Raw genomic sequence first — 17,353 nt, forward strand, 5'->3', positions numbered from 1 at the left:
CCCCTTTACGCCTGCTGCTCGGCAGCGGCGGCCTCGGCTTGGGCGCGCTGCTCGGCGGCCTCGCGCTCGAAGGTCTCAAAGCCGTTCTTGTCGATCCAGGGGATCAGCGAGGCGTCGTCCTCGCGCACGATGTGGCCCTTGACCATAACGTGGACGCGGTCGACATCCAGGTGCTCCAGGATGCGCGTGTTGTGCGTGATGATGAGCATGGAGCCGTCGCAGCTCTTGCGGTAGGCGTCCATGCCATGACTGACGGTGGAAAGGGCGTCGACGTCCAGGCCGGAGTCAGTCTCGTCCAGGATGGCGAGCTTGGGCTGCAGCAGCAGAAGCTGGAGCATCTCGACCTTCTTTTTCTCGCCGCCCGAGAAACCCACGCCCAGCTCGCGGTTGAGGTAGGCGGTATCCATGTTGAGCTCGGCCGCGAGCTCCTTCACGCGGCGGCGGAACTCCTTGCCCTTCATCTCTAGGCCAGGGCGGCCGGCGATGCTGGCACGCAAAAAGCTCGACAGCGGCACGCCGGGGATCTCGACCGGTGCTTGGAAGCTCAGGAACAGGCCGGCGCGCGAGCGCTTGTCGGTGGTGAGCTCGGTGATGTCCTGGCCGTCAAAGACGATACGGCCGTCGTTGACCGTGTAGACGGGGTCGCCCATGACCAGGTGGCCGAGGGTGGACTTGCCGGCGCCGTTGGGACCCATCAACACGTGGGTCTCGCCGGCGGCGACGTTGAGGCTGACGTTGTGGAGGATGGTCTTCTCGTCCACGGAGGCGGTCAGACCTTCGATGGAAAGCAGCGGATTTGCGCTCATGCTGTCCCTCTCTGTATATGGTGTACTCATAGGTGTACTAAACCCTAGGAATCTTCTCGGAATAAAGTTACTATGGGTTCGGCGTTAGTCAAGGGAAAACCCGACTAATCCACTCGACTTTTCAAATTCTGGGACAAAATAACCTGTTGTGTTTGTCCCACTTACTTTAAATTTGGGACAAACAAACCTGGTTATGTTGTCCCAGATGCGATGGGAGGGTAGGTATGCTCATTTCTTCCAAGGGCCGCTATGCCCTCCGACTGATGATCTATATCGCGGCGCTGGGCGACGCCGAGGGCAAGATTGCCTTGCGCGAGGTTGCCGACCGCGAGCGCATTTCGCAGAAGTATCTGGAGCAGCTGGTGCGTCCGCTTATGAAGGCGGACCTGCTTAAGAGCGTGCGTGGCAAGGGCGGCGGCTACATGATGGCCAAGGACCCGGCCGAGGTGCGTGCCGGCGACATCTTGCGTGCCGTTGAGGGCAGCACGGCTCCGGTGGCGTGCGATGGCATCGACAACAGCTGCGCCCGCAGTGACTTGTGTTCCACCGTCAAGTTCTGGCGTGGTCTGGATGACGTGATCGAAAAGTACGTCGACGGCGTGACGTTGGCCGACCTGGCCGCCGTCCCCGAGATCAACTTTGACATTAAGCTGTAGGGCTGCAAATGGCATCTCTCGACAAGGTGTATAAGCAAATCGAAGTTTTTGCTCGGGAATGTGACGCCGAGACGGTCGTGTTGTTTGGTTCTCGTGCTCGAGGCGACAACTTGCCCAAGAGCGATATTGACATCGCCGTAGCAGGTTGCCGGGATTTCGGCCGTTTCTCATATTTGATCGAGGAACATCTTGATACTCTTTTAGATGTAGATGTCGTCAATCTCGATGAGCCCTTATCGCAGCAATTGCTCGATGAAATTGCCAGGGATGGTGTGATTCTGTATGAAAAAATATGAGAACTTTGCCAGCGCCTTGGCGAATCTTGAGGATGCGCCCAATCAGGATCTTAACAATGATTTTGTTCAGAGTGGATTGATTAATAAGTTCAATCTTCAATTTGAACTGAGCTGGAAGCTCCTTAAGCGTCTGCTCGAGTATGAGGGCGCCACGCTTGCCGCGTCGGGGTCTCCTCGTGCCATCTTGAAGGAGTCCTACCGATTCTACGACTTTATTGATGAGGCAGCCTGGCTGGATATGCTCAGAGACCGCAATACGAACGTCCATATCTACGACAACAAGCTCGCTCAAGATTTGATTCAGCGCATCTTGAACGTCTATATTCCCGCTTTCTGTCAGTTGAGAGACGGGCTGACGAAACGTTACGGCGAGCTTCTGTTGGCGCCCGACGACCAGTTTGTCTAATTCCTTAAGATTTCGCGGAGGGTTGTTGCCGTTTACCGAGGGGTTGTTGTGTAACAACGGGCGAGCTGCAATACTTACTTTTATCTTTGCAAACTGCACTTTAACTATACCAATGCAGGGAGGATCTTATGCAGCCCAAGCATTCCGCGATTGTTGCGGGCCTGACGCTGGCGCTTTCGTTTAGCGCCGTTACCGCGCCCGCGCCCGCCGCTGCCGAGGAACCCACGCCGGGCGTTGCCTCGGATGCCACCGATATCGACAAAGGCCTCTACACCCAGCAGTCCTTCTCGGGCGTGCTGAGGTCGGTCCAGGGCGTTTCGTTTGTCAACGTGACTCCCGAGATGAAGTACTTTACCAAGTACGAGAGCCATGGCAACTACAACCAAGGCTTTTCGTATGGCGACGGTTATAACGCGCTGGGCTATTACCAGTTCGACCGTCGTTGGTCGCTCATCCCGTTTATGAAGCAGGCCTACAACTACAACCCCGAAAAATACTGCATGCTCAAGGATGCGATTGATCGCGGCAGCGAGATTTCCAACACGAGCAATGCCATGTACGAGAACGGCCAGCTCACCGAGCTGGGCCATATCGCGCAGGATGCCTTCCAAGGTGCTTATAACACCGATCCTGTTGAGTTCTCAGCACTTCAAGATGCCTATGCGTACAACTCGTACTATGCGGTGACCGAGGCGTGGCTTAAGAGCGCTCTTGGCATTGACATCTCCGGCCGCGCCGATTGCGTCAAGGGTATGGTGTGGAGCATCACCAACATGTGCGGTACCGGTGGCTGCAGAGACTTCTTCCGCTGGGCGAATCTTTCCAACGATATGTCCGACCGCGAGTTTGCGACGGCGCTCTCCAATAGCGTGGTCAACAATGTCGCCACCAAGTTTTCAAGTCAGCCCCAGTATCATGAGGGCTGGAAGAACCGCTACCGCAACGAGCTGAAGGACTGCTTGGTTTATATCGCCGAGGACGAGGCCGCTGCCGCTGCGACGCCCGTGCAGCCCGAGCCTGCGCCGGCGCCCTCGCCGACACCTGATTCGAATGACGGCTCGAGTGACGATGCCAACGATGACAGGATGGATGCGCCCTCGACCGATGCTGACGGTAATGGCTCTGCTGGTGGCACTACCAACGACGGCTCTACCTCGAACGGCTCCGATTCGAACGGCTCTGCTGCGAGCGATTCGCCTTCAAGCTCTGCCGGCAATACGGACAGCGACGCTTCTGGTTCGACCGACGCTGGCACCTCTAACTCATCTACCGGCTCGAGCGATTCGTCCGTTGACACCGGCTCTAACAACGGCTCCGGCTCTGACACGACCCCTGATTCCGATGCTTCCAAGGACGACTCGAATAAGGCGCCGGACGCTCCCGTTGCTTCGCCGGACAAGAAGCCTTCTTTCTCCGAGCAGCTTGGTTCTACGCTGGGTTCTTCGCTGATGGCTGGCGTCAATAACGGCTCGGCCCAGAACAAGGACAGCTCTGATCAGGTTTCCACGGAAAAGACCGAAGCCGCAAAGGGCGACTCCAAGGACAAGGCTTCCGAGAAGGCTGAATCCGATAAGGGTCCTAGCTCTGATGAGAAGGGCGACAAGTCCGGTCAGAAGAAGGACGAGAGCAAGACCGAGGGCGAAAAGAAACAGCCCGAAGACGACGACAAGAGCGGTGCTGACAACCAAGTCCAAGAGCAAGATGACTCCAAGACGGTGACCACTACAACCACTACAACCACGACGACTACAACGACCAAGTCATCTGGCGGTAACATGCCCAAGACGGGCGACCTTATCGTTATGGCGAGCCTTGCCAGTGCAAGCTTGGCCACGCTGGGTGCCACGTCTATTGTGAGTGGCAAGCATAAGCTCGATCAGCAAAAGAAGGCTGCTGGGCAGAACGACTCCGAGGAGTAGTCCCTTTCGGTTGCCCGACAACTAAAGATTCGCAATGGGGGCCGGTGCAGTTGCATCGGGCCCCATTTTGCTGCACAACGATTTGTTATGCCCCCTCAAGGCCTTTGTTCCTACCGTTGCCCGATGCCTTTGCACGGATCCAGCGTTGCGCTTGAACTGCTCGCTACAATGGGCTTCGTGCTGCGTTTTAGGGAGAAGTTACGGTGTCTGAACAGGAGTATTGCAACAGTGGCGATACTTTTGGCGTACGGCTTGTCAACCATGTCGATGATGCGGTTTTGCCGGTCGGTGTGCATGATTTTGCCGATGCCATTGGTCGTTGCATGCTGGTTGACAAGACCATGTTTATTGCCGATGTGTTGGACTACGACGCGTCCGTTGTGGTGTGCTGTCGACCCGAGGGTTTTGGCAAGAGCATGAACTTGTCGATGCTCAGGGCTTTTCTGGAGCGTCCAGCGGTCGGTCGCTCTGGTCAGCGTTTGTTTGCCGATGCTCAGATTTGGGATGCGAACGGCGGGCGCTATCGGGATGAGTATGCTTGCTATCCGGTGATATCGCTGGACTTTTCTGGCGCTGGGAGACGTGGCCCCGCTGTTGCCGGCGTCGTGCGCGATGCCCTTTCGGGCGAGTGCGCTCGCTTGTTGGCGCTCTTGGAGGCTCCGGATTTAGCTCGAGATAAGGTGCGTCACATCGAACGTGTCGCGCGTGGCGTGGCGAGCGCGGACGAGGTTGACTCGGTGCTCGGTGTGCTCATAGAGCTGCTGGAGATTGCCTGCGATGAGCAGGTTGTATTGCTCGTTGATGGGTACGATGCGGCGTGGTCTCGCCGTGCGAGCGCGAGGGACGCTTCCGACGCCGATCCGGCAGAACTACTTGACCGTGCGCTGTTTGACGCCATTGCCACTGCGCGCGATTCGTTGCGGCTGACGTGTTTGATGGGGGAGTGTCCCGGCCCTGCCGAAGCGGCGCTTTCTTTGCACTGCTGCTCGTATTGTCTGACGACGCCGCTTTCGACCTGGTGTGACCGTTGGTTCGGCTTTTCGGATGCCGAGGCCGAGGCTCTGCTGAATCATGCTGGGCGCGAGGAATACCTGGATGATGCGCGTGAATGGCTCGAGGGGTATCGGTTTGGCAGGGCCTATTGCTCGAGTCCAGAGCGTGTGATTGGGTTTTTGGACCGAGGCTGCACGGCGCCCGTGCGTGCCGATCTGTATGGATATGCCGATTGCCTGAGTAGAGTAGTTGCCGGGTGGAATCTCGACCGCCTTTCGGTCTTGTTTGATTTGCTCGAGGCCCATGGATGCGTTGAGGTCCCGCTTTGTTTGGGCACTGCAGAGCCAGATGTCTCGCCTGACGATAGCATGTGGACAGCGCTGTATCTGTCCGGTTTTCTCACGACGGATATGACTGAGGAGCCAGAGCATGGCGATCGTCTCCGTGCTTTGCGATTGCCCAATAAAGAGCTTCGCCAGGCCTTGCGTCTAGTGATTGTTGAGTGGTTTGAGTGCGCTGCCGAAGACATTCGAGACGTCGATGCGTTTCGCGACGGGCTGTGCCGTGGGAACGAGGATACCGTAAGGCGGGCGCTAAGCCGCATCCTGGGGGATGCGGGAATCGGTGAGACCGACCCAGATAAGCCGCTACCATATCACCTACTCTTGCAAGGACTCTGCTTTGGATTGCCGGGCTATGCCAATCCTGCTTCGAGGCGAAAGTGTGGCGCGGATCGCTGGGACATCCAGGTTTTTCCCACGGGCGCCGTGTTCGACATAGCCGATACGATCGGTATGCTCGATGAACGTCCGCTGATAACGATCAACATGATGTATGACCCCGGTGTGGATGCGCTGGGCCTGGAATTGCTGGCCGTGCAGGCGCTGCTCGACATAGAGCGCGACGGCATCGACGAAATCCGTGTGCCACGCCCCGCCATTGGACGCATGCGCTGGGGCTTTGGCTTTGACGGGCAGCGTGTGTCCGTGGTGTGCCAGCGGTTATAGGGGATGACGAAAGCCCTTTACTACTCCGCGTCCTTCATGGGCGGCATGGGCTTCCAGTTGGGGTCCTTGATGATCTTGCGGGCGTCCTTCATGCCGCGGCGCAGCGCCGGAATTCCGGTCTTAAAGCACTTGTCAACGGCGGCCAGGCGAATAAATTCCTTGCAGAAGGTCGCGGCGTTGCCCAGACGGAACAGCACGGGGTGATAGTCGCCGTAGATCTGCATGTAGCGGGCCAGATAACCGCGGTTGCGCATGATGTAGTAACGGTTGGTGTCGCTCGTAGAGTTGAGCTGGCGCTTGCCGGCGATATCCCAGTTAGAGACAGCGCGGGCGCGCTTGAGAACCACGTCGGCAACAACGGCGGCGGGGAAGTGCTGGCTGGCCACGTAGCCATAGCAGGCATCGTCGCCGTAGATAAAGAAGCGCGCGTCGGGCAGGCCAATCTTGTCGACCACGCGGCGCGAGAACATGCCGCCCTCAAAGCACAGCTGGTTCATGGTGCGGTAGCCCTCGGGACCCAGATCCCACTTGGCGACAGGGTTTGGAATGCCGAGCGAAAGGATCAGTTGGTACTGCCAAAAGAACGCGCCTCCGTCGAAGTCCAGGCGCGAACCCTGGATGACATCGTAGCGGTCGGTCCACTTGGCCAAGCGCTCGATGCCTTCGGGGATGACGAGCACGTCGTCGTCCATCACCCAGAACCACTGGGCGCCCAGGTCGTAGGCGCATTTAGTGCCGGCGGAGAAGCCGCCCGCACCGCCGCCGTTTTCGAGCTGCGGTGCGTAGATGACGCGGTCGGTGCCGCCCTGCGCGTCGGGCTGCTCGGTGTCGATGCCCCACAGGTTGGCCAAGCGCTCGTTGAATGCGGTGCACATGGCCTCGGTCTCGCGCGAATTCTCGTTATCGACAATCACGATGCGCCAGGGCGTTGCCGTGAGCTCGGTCATGGAGTCGAACAAGTTGGCCAGGAGTTCCTGGCGCTTGTACGTAACGACGACGATGGCGAGCTTATCGATGGGAGCGGGGAGGGTTGAAGGCATGGGGCAATATATCCTTTCACGCGCGGCGGGCGAGTGCTGCGCGGAAGCTATCGAATACGTCCTTGGGACTGTCCTATTGTAAAGGCTCGGCGCACCTTGGCGGCAAGCTTTGAATAAAACGCAGGAACCTGCCACGGCTGTAGCGGCTTTAGCGTCTTACGGCAGCGTATCTATTGCCGCTTGAGCTTGCGAGCGATAAGGCTTCTAGCTGCGTCGATGGTGAGAAGTGTCAGGGCAAAGACGATGCTAATGACGGTACCCGTGACGATACATATAACTGCCGGGCTGTTTTGGCTGACCAGTATGTTTGCGAGCAACGTATTGAAGACGGGACGCCACAGGCTACTGGTGAGCGACTGCATCACATAGAAACCGAGCGTGGCGGTCGATAAGGTGACGATGGCACCTGCAGTCCGCGAATTGCCTGAGGCACTGCGTCGGGTAGCCGCAAAGAGCAGGGAGGCGGCAGCGAGGGCAAACGAGATCAGCGAGGTCGATTTGTAGGAGAGGATTGTCATCGCCGTGAGGTTGTCGGTGAAGGAGAGTGCTCCTTCCAGGATGATGGTGAGCACCAAAACCGTTACGAGCGAGCGCATGCCCAAGGCGCCCACCCTGTCCGAATCCATGACATCGGTAACGTCGCGGAGCAGTCCGCCGATCAAAAACGCGACTACGTACGTGGTAGCGCTCATGAGCTTTTGGAGCCAAGAAAACTCGCCGGCGCTTGTCGCACTCATGGCGGCCAAATACCCGTTAGCAACGAATGCGAGGATGCTAACGGCGATGACCGTCGTCGTGTAGCTCTTCTGGGAGAGTCGACTCTTGGCCAGTCCAAACCATGGCGCCATGAAGACCGTGGCCGCATAGACCCAGATAAACTCAAGGCCTAGCGTGTACCAGTAGTGCGTATTGAGGGTAACATCGGGAATGGGTGAGACGACCGTGGACCACGCGAGCGCCACGAGGCAATAAAACGCAGTGGGCATAATGACCTTGCCAAGGCGCTGCGCCGTCCGTTGCATTTGCGACTTCCACGTTGCTCCACCGTCCCAAGCACGCGCGGCCGAAGCGATGAGAAAATAGCCCGAGATCATAAAGAAGACCTCGTTGGCCCAGCAGCCAAGCAAGTTAATAAAACCGAGCGCGCCGGAATAGGGGAATATCGCAAGTGGGGCATATTCCACGGCGCCGACGCAGACGGCTTGGAAGGTCCACTGAAAGGTGTGGAACACCGCGATGCCGGCGACCGCGACCAAACGCAGCGCTTCGATGGGTATGTTGCGTGCGGCTTTGGGCTGCATGACGTCCTTTCTTATCGGTTTGCCTCTGCGAGCTCCATAGATTATATAAACGCCCGCTGGCGCGCTGACCCTTTGATACCATGAAACGACAGGTATTTCCTAAGGAGCACATTTGTCTACTAACGCCTCTGGCAGCCCTGTTCTGTCGCTGCTTATTCCCATTTACAATGTTCAGCGCTACCTGCGCGAGTGCCTCGATTCCGCCCTGGTGCAGACGCTCAAGGATATTGAGATCATCTGCATTAACGACGGGTCGACCGACAACTCGCCGGCGATTATCCGCGAGTATATGGAGCGCGATGGGCGCGTCAAGATGATCGACAAGGCCAACAGCGGCTACGGCGACTCGATGAACCACGGCCTGGAGATGGCGCGTGGCAAGTACGTTGGCATCTTGGAGTCCGATGACTTTATGGCGCCCGACGCACTCGAAAAGCTTGTCTCGGCCGCCGATAGCAATAATGCCGACTTCGCGAAGGCGAACTTTGATTTCTACTGGTCTAAGCCCGAGGAGCGTCGTTCGCTGCACGAGATGTTTAAAGCCAAGGACTGTGGCAAGCCGGTGCACCCGAGCGATACGACTCAGTTCTTTAAGCAAAAGCCGTCGATTTGGTCGGCCGTGTACCGTCGCGATTTTCTTGAGCGCAACGGCATTAAGTTCCTGCCGACTCCGGGGGCATCCTTTCAGGACACGTCATTCGCCTTTAAGGTGATCGCGTGCGCCGATAAGGCTGTTTACCTGCATGATGCCGTGTTGTCGTATCGTCAGGACAACGAGAATTCCTCGGTCAATTCTTCGGCTAAGGTCTTTTGCGTCAATACCGAGTATGCCGAGATTGAGCGTTGGATTCGAGAGGATTATGCCCGCGACCACGCAAACGGCGATGTCGCGCGCATGCTCAAGTTCAATCAGCTCATTAAGTACGATTCGTACATGTGGAACTACGTGCGCCTGGCGCCTAAGTTCTATAAGGAGTTCCTGGTTCAGATGGCCAAGGAGTTCCAAGCGGCCTTGGACGCCGGGGACTTTTCGCTTGACGACCTCAAGCCGTGGAAGCGCGCAAATCTCGCTGCCATCCTCAAAGATCCTGAGGGCTGGGTTGACGAGCATCCGAGTTTTGCGACGGATGGTGCCTTGGGGCGTGCTAAGTATTACGCCTCGGTTGGAGGCCCAGGTGTGGTTGCTGCCTTCCTCATCGAATCGCTGAGGGGGTAGGTCGACATGGGAGAGACTTTGACCCCCAAAGCGACCATTGTCGTTCCCGTCTACAATTCGTCGCGCTCCATTCAGCGATGCCTCGATTCGCTGTTGGTCCAGTCTGAGCGTTCGATTCAGGTTGTCTGCGTCAACGACGGTTCGACTGATGATTCGTTGAACGTGTTGCGCCAGATCGCGCAGGCCGACGATCGCGTACTGGTGATTGACCAGGAAAACGCGGGTGTCTCGTGCGCTCGAAATACCGGTATCGATGCGGCCGAGGGCGAGACTGTCTTCTTTGTGGACGCCGACGATTACATCGATGCCCAGACGGTCGAGCGCGTGCTGCATGCCATGGAGTCGTCAGATGCCGAGGTCGTCGTTTTTGGCGGCGTCTGTGAACCTGCCGATGCCGCCCCCAAACGTGTCCAGCAACTCATGAGCCCCAAAGCTGGTACCTTCGGCGCCCGTGATCCCCAACTGCTGTTCCATTCGAATGCGCAGCCCTATGCCTGCCGTGCGGCTTTTTCGCGCGAGCTGCTCAATCGCGAAGGCATTCGCTTCGCCCCCGGTTTGGCTTTGGGCGAGGACGTCGTCTTCCAATTTGCGGCTTATGCGCTTGCCCGCAGGACCGTCGTCATGCCGGACAAGTTCTACCACTACGTGATGGAGAGTGAATCGGCGACGCACGAGTTCAACAGTGCCGAGGCTCGCGCCAAAAAGCTCGATGCCCATATGAGAATGCTCGAGGAGGTCTTGGAGGACTGGGCAGCCTACGGTCTTTTGGACCTGTGCCCCGGCGAGCTGATAACTTGGTTTTTGGACCTTATTGTGTTCGACCTGGCGCGCTTGGATGCCGATGGTTTCCATCGCGTGGCGGCTCGCGTCAATATGGATCTCACGACGTTTTTGGGAACGGCGTGGGCGGATATGCCTGCCAAGGGCGCCGTTTGCCGTGTTGCCCACAAGTTCGTTGCGACGACCTCGGGCGTTTCGATGGCAGACGCCACGCTGTTCTATCTTTCGACTCGCGGTCTCAAAGCCTGCCTGGAGCGCTTTATCTAATTCCAAGCGCTGCCGCCCGCCGCAACTCGGCTGCTAAAATAACCCTGTTACACGCTATTCAACAGGAGGTTCTCTTGCAGATCTCTGATACCCCTAAAGTTTCGCTGCTTGTGCCCATTTGCAATGTCGAACGCTACCTGCGCGAGTGCCTCGATTCCGCCGTGGCGCAGACGCTTAAGGACATCGAGATCATCTGTATCAACGACGGCTCCACCGATAGCTCGCCAGATATCATCCACGAGTACATGGAGCGCGACTCTCGTGTAAAGATGATCGACAAGGCCAACAGCGGCTACGGCGACTCGATGAACCGCGGCCTGGAGATGGCGCGCGGCGAGTACGTGGGCATCCTTGAGTCCGACGACTTTATGTTTGAGGATTCGCTCCAAAAGCTGGTCGCCAAGGCCGATGCCGAGCATGCCGATGTGGTAAAGGGCGACTTTTACCTGTATTGGTCCACGCCCAGCGAACGCCGTGAACTGTTTGGGATTATCGACGAGCATATGACGGGCGCCGCGTATCGCCCCGTCGATCGCCCGGGCATCTTCTACCGCAAACCATCCATTTGGTCGGCTATCTATCGGCGCGAGTTCCTCAACGACAATCAGATTCGGTTCCTTCCCACGCCGGGTGCCTCGTATCAGGACGCAGGCTTTAACTTTAAGGTTTGGGCTTGCGCCGAGCGTGCCGCGTTTATTACGGACCCCATTTTGTGCTATCGCCAGGATAACGAGAAGAGCTCCGTTAATTCGTCCAACAAGGTGTTTTGCGTGTGCGACGAATACGCCGAGATGCAACGTTTTTTGGACGAGCGTCCCGAGCTCAAGGCTCAGCTCCAAGGCATTTTAATGCGCATGAAGGTTGATACGTACCGTTGGAATGATGAGCGTCTGGTCGATGAGTTGCGCGAGCGGTTTTGGGAGAAGGCCTCGCCCGAGCTCAAGGCCGATTGGGATGCTGGTCGCTTTGACCTGTCGCTATTCGACCCGCGCGGCGAGACTGACTTGCGCCTGATGGTCAAGTCGCCCCGCGCCTATATCGATTCGCGCTTTGACTTTAAGAAGCCGGGCAAGCTCAATACGTTTAAGCATTACTTTAAGATTGGCGGCCTGCCGCTGGTTTGGCGTGTGTTGACGTATCAGCGCACCTACGGCGACAACCCGCACCCTGACGACGTTCCGGCCGCACAGTAGGAGCGCGTGACTATGGCTACCCCTAAGATTTCCGTCGTTGTTCCCATTTACAAGGTGGAGGAGTGCCTGGCCTGGTGCCTGGACTCCCTGCTTGCGCAGGACATGCCCGATTGGGAAGGCGTGCTGGTCAACGATGGCTCGCCAGATGGTTCGCGCGATATTGCGGCTGCTTATTGCGAAAAGGACGCGCGCTTTACGCTGGTCGATAAGGAGAACGGCGGCCTGTCGAGCGCCCGTAATGCAGGCATTGCTGCGTCCACGGCGCCTATCGTCGCGTTTTTGGATTCCGATGATCGGTTCACGCCCGATGCATGCCGCGTGATCGTCGATGCCTTTGGGCGCGAGGACTGCGACGTGTTGACCTTTGGTGCGAATCCGTATCCGCTGGAGGCGGGATATCCGTGGCTTAACTATGTGCTGAGCCCGCGCGATGTGTCGTTTGAAGGCTATAGCTCCGACCTGCTGTTTAAGGAAGCTTCTCGCCCCTTTGCATGGCGCACTGCCTGCAAGCGTGAGTTTTTGCTGGGCAACGGGATCGTGTTCGACGAAACCGTTAAGTATGGCGAGGACCAGGTCTTCGATTTTGCCGTGTACGGTCGTTCGCACAAGACCGCGCTTATCTCGAGCAAGCTGTATGACTACCGCGTGGCGCGCAAGGGTTCGCTCATGGATACCATGCGCTATGACGACGAGACGCGTCTGCTGGAGCATGTGAAGATTTACTCCGCTGTGCTGGCTGACTGGCGGCGCGACGGTCTCGATGCCCAGCATGCCGATGACCTTGCATATTTCCTGTGCGATCTGGTGCTGTACGATGCGCTCAGGTTACTGGGTTCGGACTGCGGCAAGGTGTTTGCTGCCGTTGCCACGGCGCTTGCCGGTTCTGCCGTGGGCAGGGATGCTGCGCTCACACAATGCGCTCCTTCTGTTGCTGCTATGGTGCGTGCGGCGCTTACCAGCAAGGCCCCCAATGCCCGTGAGTGCAAAAAGCTCATGTTCGATTACGACGTCTTGAGGTTTGGGCGCCTGGGTGCCTGCAAACGCATGGCAGCGAACGCCCTAGGAAAGCGAGAAGTGTAGATGAGTATCAAGCGTTTGGCGCTTTGCCGCAGCCAGGGCCGTCTGTTTGTGCTGCTTCGTTTTGCCGGTCAGGATGTCGCCGCGCTTATTGAGCGGGAGGATTCTCAAGCGTTTGCCCATGCGACGACGAGCGGTTCTTGTGTGCCGTCGCTGGTACTCCCGGTCGATCATGGCCGTGTGCTGGCGCTTTGCCCTTCCGTTTCCGATTACGAGCGCGAGCTCGCCGTCTTGGTTCTTCCGTTTTTGGATGGCTCGTCGATGGATGCCGTTTTTGCATTCGGTGGCCAAAGGTTGGGCTCTATTCGCCTCGATAGCCGCGTGGCCAAGCTGGAATCCAAGATTAACTACAAAGCAAAGCCTGCGCTGTGTGCGCTTATCCGCGATGCGCAGCGTGGCGAATGCTGCGGTCGCTACGAGATCGATGCCATTCGCTATTTGCCGGCAGACGCCGGCGCGGTGTGGCGTTATGAGGTTACCTGGGCGGGAGACCCCCAGTGCGCGCCTGAGCTCCAGATCTTCGATACGCATATGAATGCCATCGATGCTACCGTGCATGTGTTTGAATCGCAGGTCGATGTGCCGCAGCGCAACGGTTGCCGCGTCAATAAAACGTATTTGAGCGTTGAGATGCCCCAGGATATACGTGATTTTGTCGCGATTGCGGCTGATCCCACGGGCCTAATCCAGAGCGGTTTTTGCGCCATGGATGGTCGCCTGTACAACGGCATGGTCGACGACAGCTGGAACCGCATGAAGGATGCACGCGCTGACGACGCAGCTTATCGATGTTGGTTTGAGCAACATCGCGCAAAGCCGGGCGATCTGGCGTGCCAGCGTGTCGCTTCGGTGGCTTTTGCCTATAGACCACTCGTGAGTATTGTGGTGCCGTGCTACAAGACTGATCGGGAATACCTGCGCGAGCTGCTGGACTCGGTGCTAGCCCAGAGTTATGACAACTGGGAACTGCTCCTTATGGATGCCTCGCCTGAATGGGATGCGGTGGCCGCCCTTGCGGCAGGCGCCAACGACGAGCGCATCCGTCGCATCGAGCTTCCCGGCAACGGCGGCATTGTGCTCAACACCAACGCAGGTATCGAGCGAGCGACAGGCGACTACGTCGCGTTCTTGGACCATGACGACATTCTGGAACCGGACGCGTTATTCCAGTATGTTTCCGCGCTGAATAAGGCGGCCGAGGACAAGCGTCCCCAGGTCCTGTTCTGCGACGAGGACATGTTCCAGAAAACGGGGGAGTGGGGCCAGCCGGTCTTTAAGACGCGGCTCAACGTCGACCTGCTCTATAGCCATAACTGCGTGACGCATTTCCTGATGGTGGAGAAGGCGCTCATCGATCGTATTGGCACGTCCCCGGAAGACGTTGCGGGTGCCCAGGACTACGACTTGACGCTTCGCTGCCTTTCGGCGGACGCGCGGTTTGAGCATGTTGTGCATGTGCTGTATCACTGGCGCGTGCATCCGGGATCGACCGCCGATGGCTCTGCCGATAGCAAGCCGTATGCTATTGAAGCCGGTCGTCTTGCGCTGCAGCGCCACTTTAACGCGCTGGGCATTTGCGGAACGGTTGAGGATACCGAGACGCCGTTTGTCTACCGCATGCGCTATGCGCTGCCGGAGCCTGCGCCGCTGGTGAGCATTGTGATTCCCACCAAGGATCACATTGAGACGCTTGACGCCTGTGTGATGTCGATCGCCCAGAAGGCAACGTATGCCAATTACGAGATCGTCTTGGTGGAGAACAACAGCGAAGCCCCGGAGACGTTTGCGTATTACGAAACCCTGCCAGAGCGCGTGGCTGCAGCATCCGAAGGCAGGGGCATCGCGCGCGTTGTGTACTGGCCGGGTGAGTTCAATTACTCCCAGATCATTAACTTTGGCGTGGAGCACGCCAAAGGCGATTATCTGCTGCTGCTCAACAACGATACCGAGGTCATTAGTCCCGACTTTATTGAAGAGATGATGGGCTATCTGCAGCGTTCCGAAGCGGGCGTGGTGGGTGCCAAACTCTACTTTGCCGATCATCTGGTGCAGCACGCTGGCATTGTGGTTGGCGTGCGCGGCGCACTTGCCCATGCCAACCAGGACTTCTCGGCAAAGCGCGAGGGCTATCTTGCCCGTGCCGTGCGCCCGGGCAACTTTAGCGCCGTAACGGGTGCCAGCCAGATGGTCCGACGCGACGTATTTGAGCAGGTCGGCGGCTATAACGAGGAATTCGCCGTTGGCTTTAACGACGCAGACTTTTGCCTGCGCGCATGGGAGGCGGGCTACCGCACCATCTTTACGCCCTATGCCGAGCTGTACCACTACGAGTTCACCTCGCGCGGCAGAGAAGAGGCCAACGAGGAAAAGATGTGTCGCTGGAAGCGCGAGCAAGCACTGTTCATGCAGCGCTGGCCTGAGTTCTTCCTCGATGGCGACCCGTGGCTCGGACCAAACCTATCCTCCGACAGTGAGTACTTCTCGTTTTAGTGCGAAGTAATGCCAAGTTCCGGCAAAGTATCCTCAAGAGCTGCAAAGGCGGTGGGGTTCAGGTACTCCTCGTTCAAGCAGCTCTTGTCATATCGAAAACGTGTGTCTCGTGAGCATTCAATGAGTTCCGCAGTAAAGAACCTCTCCCAGCTAAAGAACTTTGAGCTTTCGATATGTTCGGCGGGGTTAAGCAGCATGTCCTTAATGTGTTTGCTGTTGAATAATCCCGACTTCAACACGAGCCATTCAAACGATTCCGGTAGGAATAGCTTGATGTTCTTTCGGCGCAATAGAGCAGCTGCTTCCGCAATTTCTGGTCCAAAGGCGGCGCCGTCGGCAATCACGAGGATGTCGTTTTCCGGTGCGTCCATAATGCAGTTGCAAATATTTGATTTTCCTCCCGCGCTGATGCACTTAATGCTGCTCTTTTTGCATAGCAAACTGAAGAATTCGTAGCCCGAATTTGTGTCCTCGACGATGACAAGCTCGGGCCTCTCGCCTCTAAATTCAGTATCATCGTAAATACGATATGTAGAGGTGTAGACACGAGAGTAAACGGGATACTTCGTTGTGGTTCGGTTGGTGTTCTTAAGACCGTAGATTTCATCAACGCTATAGGGCAGTTGGCGCAGTGACTCTCTGGCGACGATTACGTAGTAGTTTGAACTACGTTTTGCTTCATGGGCAAATTCTCTTGATCGAACAAAAGTATTGCCCTCATCAATAAAAACAATACTGCTGGAAATCTCTTGGAGATCTCTGCGCCAATATTTTCCAGATATTGTTTTACAGGGCACTTTGCAACTTACTGTTACGCCGCTTTGTGCCCCAAGCTCTTCATGGGCTGCCACCATATCAAGCAGAGTTGTCTTCCCTGTAGCACTGTTTCCTTGGATGATGGTCAGATTTCTATTGATGGTCAGTTTAAACTGAACACGGTTATTTTGAATAATTACCTTGTATGATCCGCGCATCAGGAGTTCTCCCTAAGGCATTTTCCAGCTATGGGGACAAGGTCAAACATCGTGTGAACGACATCGCCTGTGTTCGCAATGACAGCCGTGAATTTGCCGTTTCCAAAATCCATTAAATGGTAGAGATTGATTGCTAAATCCTTTTGCGCGGCGATCCGCAGAATCCAGTAGGCGCAATTATCACCGCAATTTGAGGCGTTATATACGTTCTCCGGCATAAAGTACATAAGCAGCAGTGTTTTGGTGCCGCTGGATAGTTTTTCGGGAGGAATGATACCTAGAATCTTGGTATCGATTGCATTGGGGCCTACCACGGTGCCTTTGTCGATGGATTTTATGACCCTTTGAGCAAAGGCATCTTGAAACCACTGGGGCGAATAGACGTTATCGAAGTAAACCGACGTGTTGTAGATAACGTTTTCCATATCACCATAGTGAATTGTTAGCACGTTAGCTCCTTCGGCTTGCTGATTTGGCATTTAGTGAGATTGATTATATCGCAGCACATGAGGCGGGCGTTATCGGCCCGCGGTAGATGTGATTGATGACCAAGGTTTGAATTTAATTTGACCATGCCCGTGCGTAGCTTGCTTTAGTGGCTTGAGTTATAGATAATAATCTTGAGCTAAGCTCCGTGTGGCGGCACGTAAAAGCTGTACTGTGCTTGGGCAGGTAAAAAGTCCAAGACGATTAGATATCCGAGAGGATATCGAGCCCGCACCGGGGAGATAAGGTGAGTCCGCGCCGGGGACTATAATTCCGGCGACAACTAGGTTTCCGTGAGGATGCCGCGGCTGACAGCCAGCAGAAAACCGCCTCTTTGATTATCAGCCGGGGTTATCCCGGCTTTTTTGATTCAAGACTTTAGTCTGCTGGCCGCGCAGCGGCCAGCTTTAAACCACCCGCTACGCGGTTGGAGACAAACGGCTTTA

At 56.6% G+C, this 17,353-nt stretch carries 15 protein-coding genes; 10 read left to right on the forward strand and 5 right to left on the reverse strand.

Annotated features, from left to right (window positions below):
- Positions 1–5: 5 nt before the first annotated feature.
- Positions 6–806: a Fe-S cluster assembly ATPase SufC gene (gene sufC, locus PMX21_RS05620; protein WP_055252285.1), complete on the reverse strand. Its 801-nt coding sequence runs from the start codon at positions 804–806 to the stop codon at positions 6–8.
- Positions 807–1,030: 224 nt separating this feature from the next.
- Between sufC and PMX21_RS05625 the strand changes: the two genes are divergently transcribed.
- The 5 genes from PMX21_RS05625 (at position 1,031) to PMX21_RS05645 (ending at position 6,083) form a co-directional block, all read left to right on the forward strand.
- Entirely contained in the window at positions 1,031–1,462 is a 432-nt protein-coding gene (locus PMX21_RS05625) for an RrF2 family transcriptional regulator (protein WP_055252284.1), read from the forward strand.
- An 8-nt stretch (positions 1,463–1,470) separates the two neighbouring features.
- A complete protein-coding gene (locus tag PMX21_RS05630; RefSeq protein WP_055252283.1) occupies positions 1,471–1,758 on the forward strand; it encodes a nucleotidyltransferase family protein in 288 nt (95 codons plus the stop codon).
- Positions 1,745–2,164, forward strand: coding sequence for an HI0074 family nucleotidyltransferase substrate-binding subunit (locus tag PMX21_RS05635; RefSeq protein ID WP_035138648.1), 420 nt, complete (start codon positions 1,745–1,747; stop codon positions 2,162–2,164). The genes PMX21_RS05630 and PMX21_RS05635 overlap by 14 nt, the downstream gene beginning before the upstream one ends.
- Before the next feature lie 128 nt (positions 2,165–2,292).
- Positions 2,293–4,083, forward strand: a complete 1,791-nt coding sequence (locus PMX21_RS05640) for a VgrG-related protein (protein ID WP_271758593.1) — start codon at positions 2,293–2,295, stop codon at positions 4,081–4,083.
- Between the two features lie 203 nt (positions 4,084–4,286).
- Positions 4,287–6,083 carry an AAA family ATPase gene (locus tag PMX21_RS05645; protein ID WP_271758594.1) on the forward strand — a complete coding sequence of 599 codons (1,797 nt, stop codon included), beginning with the start codon at positions 4,287–4,289 and terminating at the stop codon, positions 6,081–6,083.
- Between the two features lie 20 nt (positions 6,084–6,103).
- Here PMX21_RS05645 and PMX21_RS05650 read toward each other — a convergent pair whose 3' ends face one another.
- Together PMX21_RS05650 and PMX21_RS05655 are read right to left on the reverse strand one after the other, a co-directional pair.
- A complete protein-coding gene (locus tag PMX21_RS05650) occupies positions 6,104–7,123 on the reverse strand; it encodes a glycosyltransferase (protein WP_271758596.1) in 1,020 nt (339 codons plus the stop codon).
- A 170-nt stretch (positions 7,124–7,293) separates the two neighbouring features.
- On the reverse strand, positions 7,294–8,424 hold the full coding sequence (locus tag PMX21_RS05655; RefSeq protein WP_271758597.1) for an acyltransferase family protein: 1,131 nt from the start codon (positions 8,422–8,424) through the stop codon (positions 7,294–7,296).
- 112 nt (positions 8,425–8,536) lie between these two features.
- Between PMX21_RS05655 and PMX21_RS05660 the strand changes: the two genes are divergently transcribed.
- The 5 genes from PMX21_RS05660 (at position 8,537) to PMX21_RS05680 (ending at position 15,447) form a co-directional block, all read left to right on the forward strand.
- Positions 8,537–9,640: a glycosyltransferase family 2 protein gene (locus PMX21_RS05660; RefSeq protein ID WP_271758599.1), complete on the forward strand. Its 1,104-nt coding sequence runs from the start codon at positions 8,537–8,539 to the stop codon at positions 9,638–9,640.
- Between the two features lie 6 nt (positions 9,641–9,646).
- The gene (locus PMX21_RS05665) at positions 9,647–10,687 is read left to right on the forward strand and encodes a glycosyltransferase family 2 protein (RefSeq protein ID WP_271758601.1); all 1,041 of its coding nucleotides are present in this window, start codon (positions 9,647–9,649) and stop codon (positions 10,685–10,687) included.
- 74 nt (positions 10,688–10,761) lie between these two features.
- Positions 10,762–11,880 carry a glycosyltransferase family 2 protein gene (locus tag PMX21_RS05670; RefSeq protein ID WP_271758603.1) on the forward strand — a complete coding sequence of 373 codons (1,119 nt, stop codon included), beginning with the start codon at positions 10,762–10,764 and terminating at the stop codon, positions 11,878–11,880.
- Between the two features lie 12 nt (positions 11,881–11,892).
- Positions 11,893–12,960, forward strand: a complete 1,068-nt coding sequence (locus tag PMX21_RS05675; protein WP_271758605.1) for a glycosyltransferase family 2 protein — start codon at positions 11,893–11,895, stop codon at positions 12,958–12,960.
- Positions 12,961–15,447 carry a glycosyltransferase family 2 protein gene (locus PMX21_RS05680; protein WP_271758607.1) on the forward strand — a complete coding sequence of 829 codons (2,487 nt, stop codon included), beginning with the start codon at positions 12,961–12,963 and terminating at the stop codon, positions 15,445–15,447.
- Here the strand turns inward: PMX21_RS05680 and PMX21_RS05685 are convergent.
- Positions 15,444–16,421, reverse strand: coding sequence for a hypothetical protein (locus tag PMX21_RS05685; RefSeq protein ID WP_271758609.1), 978 nt, complete (start codon positions 16,419–16,421; stop codon positions 15,444–15,446). The genes PMX21_RS05680 and PMX21_RS05685 overlap by 4 nt on opposite strands.
- Entirely contained in the window at positions 16,421–16,870 is a 450-nt protein-coding gene (locus PMX21_RS05690; protein ID WP_271758611.1) for a DUF4869 domain-containing protein, read from the reverse strand. The genes PMX21_RS05685 and PMX21_RS05690 overlap by 1 nt, the downstream gene beginning before the upstream one ends.
- Positions 16,871–17,353 lie beyond the last annotated feature (483 nt).

The sequence above is a fragment of the Collinsella aerofaciens genome, from assembly GCF_028209885.1.
Taxonomy (GTDB): Bacteria; Actinomycetota; Coriobacteriia; order Coriobacteriales; family Coriobacteriaceae; genus Collinsella; species Collinsella aerofaciens_BA.

Bases quoted from the DNA above. Each gene is read 5' to 3' on its own strand.
- sufC (WP_055252285.1), bottom strand. From the start codon at position 806: ATGAGCGCAAATCCGCTGCTTTCCATCGAAGGTCTGACCGCCTCCGTG.
- PMX21_RS05625 (WP_055252284.1), top strand. From the start codon at position 1,031: ATGCTCATTTCTTCCAAGGGCCGCTATGCCCTCCGACTGATGATCTAT.
- PMX21_RS05630 (WP_055252283.1), top strand. From the start codon at position 1,471: ATGGCATCTCTCGACAAGGTGTATAAGCAAATCGAAGTTTTTGCTCGG.
- PMX21_RS05635 (WP_035138648.1), top strand. From the start codon at position 1,745: ATGAAAAAATATGAGAACTTTGCCAGCGCCTTGGCGAATCTTGAGGAT.
- PMX21_RS05640 (WP_271758593.1), top strand. From the start codon at position 2,293: ATGCAGCCCAAGCATTCCGCGATTGTTGCGGGCCTGACGCTGGCGCTT.
- PMX21_RS05650 (WP_271758596.1), bottom strand. From the start codon at position 7,123: ATGCCTTCAACCCTCCCCGCTCCCATCGATAAGCTCGCCATCGTCGTC.
- PMX21_RS05655 (WP_271758597.1), bottom strand. From the start codon at position 8,424: ATGCAGCCCAAAGCCGCACGCAACATACCCATCGAAGCGCTGCGTTTG.
- PMX21_RS05665 (WP_271758601.1), top strand. From the start codon at position 9,647: ATGGGAGAGACTTTGACCCCCAAAGCGACCATTGTCGTTCCCGTCTAC.
- PMX21_RS05675 (WP_271758605.1), top strand. From the start codon at position 11,893: ATGGCTACCCCTAAGATTTCCGTCGTTGTTCCCATTTACAAGGTGGAG.
- PMX21_RS05680 (WP_271758607.1), top strand. From the start codon at position 12,961: ATGAGTATCAAGCGTTTGGCGCTTTGCCGCAGCCAGGGCCGTCTGTTT.
- PMX21_RS05685 (WP_271758609.1), bottom strand. From the start codon at position 16,421: ATGCGCGGATCATACAAGGTAATTATTCAAAATAACCGTGTTCAGTTT.